The organism is Halanaerobiales bacterium, assembly GCA_035270125.1.
In the GTDB taxonomy this organism is placed as follows: Bacteria; Bacillota; Halanaerobiia; order Halanaerobiales; family DATFIM01; genus DATFIM01.
This window is the reverse complement of the sequence record DATFIM010000111.1, coordinates 1-2,656: the sequence shown is the minus strand read 5'-3', so window position 1 is coordinate 2,656 and position 2,656 is coordinate 1. Positions and strand designations below refer to the sequence as shown.

At 29.5% G+C, this 2,656-nt stretch carries 3 protein-coding genes; all 3 read right to left on the bottom strand.

Annotated elements, in window-relative coordinates:
- Positions 1–283: 283 nt before the first annotated feature.
- The 3 genes from VJ881_05930 to VJ881_05920 are packed head-to-tail and all read right to left on the bottom strand — an operon-like array spanning position 284 to position 2,447.
- Positions 284–1,453 carry a 6-bladed beta-propeller gene (locus VJ881_05930; protein ID HKL75588.1) on the bottom strand — a complete coding sequence of 390 codons (1,170 nt, stop codon included), beginning with the start codon at positions 1,451–1,453 and terminating at the stop codon, positions 284–286.
- A 48-nt stretch (positions 1,454–1,501) separates the two neighbouring features.
- Positions 1,502–1,936, bottom strand: coding sequence for a hypothetical protein (locus VJ881_05925; GenBank protein ID HKL75587.1), 435 nt, complete (start codon positions 1,934–1,936; stop codon positions 1,502–1,504).
- Positions 1,929–2,447 (bottom strand): RNA polymerase sigma factor, encoded by a 519-nt coding sequence (locus tag VJ881_05920; protein ID HKL75586.1) that lies wholly within the window; start codon positions 2,445–2,447, stop codon positions 1,929–1,931. Before VJ881_05920 ends, VJ881_05925 begins: the two co-directional genes overlap by 8 nt.
- Between the last annotated feature and the right edge of the window lie 209 nt (positions 2,448–2,656).

The window sequence follows — 2,656 nt, the reverse complement described above, 5'->3', positions numbered from 1 at the left end:
TGTTGGGCCTTTATTTTTGCTGCATGAGTAAATATTTTATTACTATCTTCTTTCCCTGATTGTAATAGAATGCTTAAATCTTCTTTGGTTAAATTTTCTTTTTTTAATAGTTCGTCAACAATCTTAATCATAAATCCATTTGTTAATTTGCTCACAAAGGTAATAACAAGAATTGAATTATGGATTCAAAATAAAAGACTTTTTTGTCTTTTATTTAGGTCTTCATATAAAAAATCCTGCCACATTGAAAGAGCAGGACTTTTGATTCTATTGCCTAAGATAATTATTTAAGCGGGGTACGAATTATTTTAATCTCCCGGGTTTCTGAATCCACAACACTAACATAAGCATAAAGCCCGCTGGGATGTATTTGGAAGGTCGAAAATCTGGGGTTTATATCTATTTCAAATTTTTCCGGTTCAATGATCGTTTCACAAATATATCTACCCTCCTTGTCATATACGTAAAATGAATTTCCTTCTTGCTTACTAAAATGGAAAATTAGTATATTACCCTGGTAATCTGTTTTAATGGCGTAAAAAACCGGCCGGATACCCGGATAAATATTAGGATCGTTTAAGATTTCTTTATTTTCTTCATACAGATCTTTTTCCAATAAAAATTGTTTTATTTTCAGGACAAACTTTTCTTTATCTTCTGCAGTGGTCTTTTTAGGTGATTGTTGCAGATTAATGGTTTGGATTTTTTGTCCGTCAGGATTATAAACAGATAACTTATCCTGTACGTTATGGCCAACAATTAAATTTCCTTCAGGAGTCCTTTCAATAATTGTTCTGTCTCTTACTCCTGTAGGACTAAAACTAAATAAAGTCCCATCTTTGAGTTTAATTCTTACCGCTTTTAGGTTGGTTAAACTGTTAAAATAGCTGTCTACAATAACTTCTTTATTTGTTTCAATATCTTTAATGGAAACGATATATTTTACATCTCCCTTGTATGCTACATGCCCCCATATAGCAATTTTATTATTTTTTAAGGCTACAATTTGTAAGGGCATATAATCTATCTTAACCATTTTATAAAAATTCCCGTCCAGATCGTAAAATTGAATTCTTCCCTGGTGGTCACTTGCAAAAACAAACTTATTATCTAAAATGCCATGCAGGGTAGGCCTGTATAAAAATTCACCCGCCTTACCGCCTTTTTTTCCAAACTGCTTGATAAAATCACCCTTTTTATCCAATTTGTAAATATTGTATTTGCTATAGTTACCTACAAAAACTTCTCCTTCTTCTGAAACAACAATACTTTTCATCTTTCCTACAGGATTCCCGTATACCACTTTATCTTTATCATCGAATATTTGGTCCCAATTTGTATGGCTTCCGTAATTTTTGTCAGGTGTTAGTTTTATTATTCCTTTTTGATAAACATCTAATAAGGTTTGTGATTTTGTGAAGGGAATGAAACACAAAATAAACATTGATATCATAATCGTTTTTCTCATAATCTTATTTTTTAGTTTATAATGTTCTATTTTCTAATCTCCAATAATTTGATGATTGACTGGCAGACCATTTTTGTCATAGATAGTTACAGATACACTGTTTTGCTTCCAGGCATCATTTAAATCAGGAATATATTCATAATGTTCATAATGATTAACCGGTTTTTGATTATGAGTATATTTCTTCATCATTAATGTTGAGAAGGTTATTATAAGGCAAATTCCTGCAGCCCAGCTTAATATTGTGCTAAGGTTAAATTTCTTTTGATTGGTTTTTTTGTTATCTATAAATTTAAAAGGGGGTATACATTCAATATCAGGATTTAAACTTCTGAGTGATTCCTCAACTAAAGAAATATTATTTTCAATAGTCTGTAATTTTTTTTGACAATCTTTACAATTAACCAAATGGTGCCTTATTTCAGACATTCTATCATTTTCAAGAGAATGGTTATGATAATCAAACAATTCTTCTTTCTTTACACAATTCTTCATAGTTTGATGATTTTATATAGGTGGTTAATTTTTCGATAGCTCTTGATAAGGTTTTACCCACGGATGTAGGTTTGATTTCTAAAATTTCACTTATTTCTTTATAGGAAAACTCCTCATTATAAAGATTAACCAGAACCTGTTCTTTGGGGCTTAATTTTGATAAAGCAGTGGCTATTGCTTTCTTTTGTTCATTTTGGATAATATCTGTTTCAATGGTATTATAATAATTTTTTTCATAAAGGTTTATATTATTGGTTAAGTGAACATTTTTTTCCTTCTTGTTGATATTAATATATTTATTGAGTGCACACCTGTAAAGCCAGGCTTTAGTGTTTAGGGGGTGCTTATTTTTCATTATTTCGTTGTGCAAGCTTAAAAAAACTTCCTGAGCAATATCCTCACTGTCTTGTTCCGAAAAAGATATTCTGTAAATAAACTGAAAGATTTTTATATAGTATAAATGGTATATCTCTTCAAAAGGCATATGTAGGTGTTTTATTAATAAGACAAATTTGTCGAAATTTTGTGACATTAAAAGCGATAAAAAAATTGTTTTATAAATATGTTACAAAATATGTTAACAGTTGTAAGTTGTTAAATGGATTAATATTGTTGGATTTTGTTGTAATTGTTAAAGATAAACGTTAATATAGTTTCAAATTGTAATCAAAAAAGGCTTTCTTTTTTGTTAAA

Excerpts from the sequence above, each read along its gene's own strand:
- VJ881_05930 (HKL75588.1), bottom strand. The coding sequence starts at position 1,453 with ATGATATCAATGTTTATTTTGTGTTTCATTCCCTTCACAAAATCACAA.
- VJ881_05920 (HKL75586.1), bottom strand. The coding sequence starts at position 2,447 with ATGCCTTTTGAAGAGATATACCATTTATACTATATAAAAATCTTTCAG.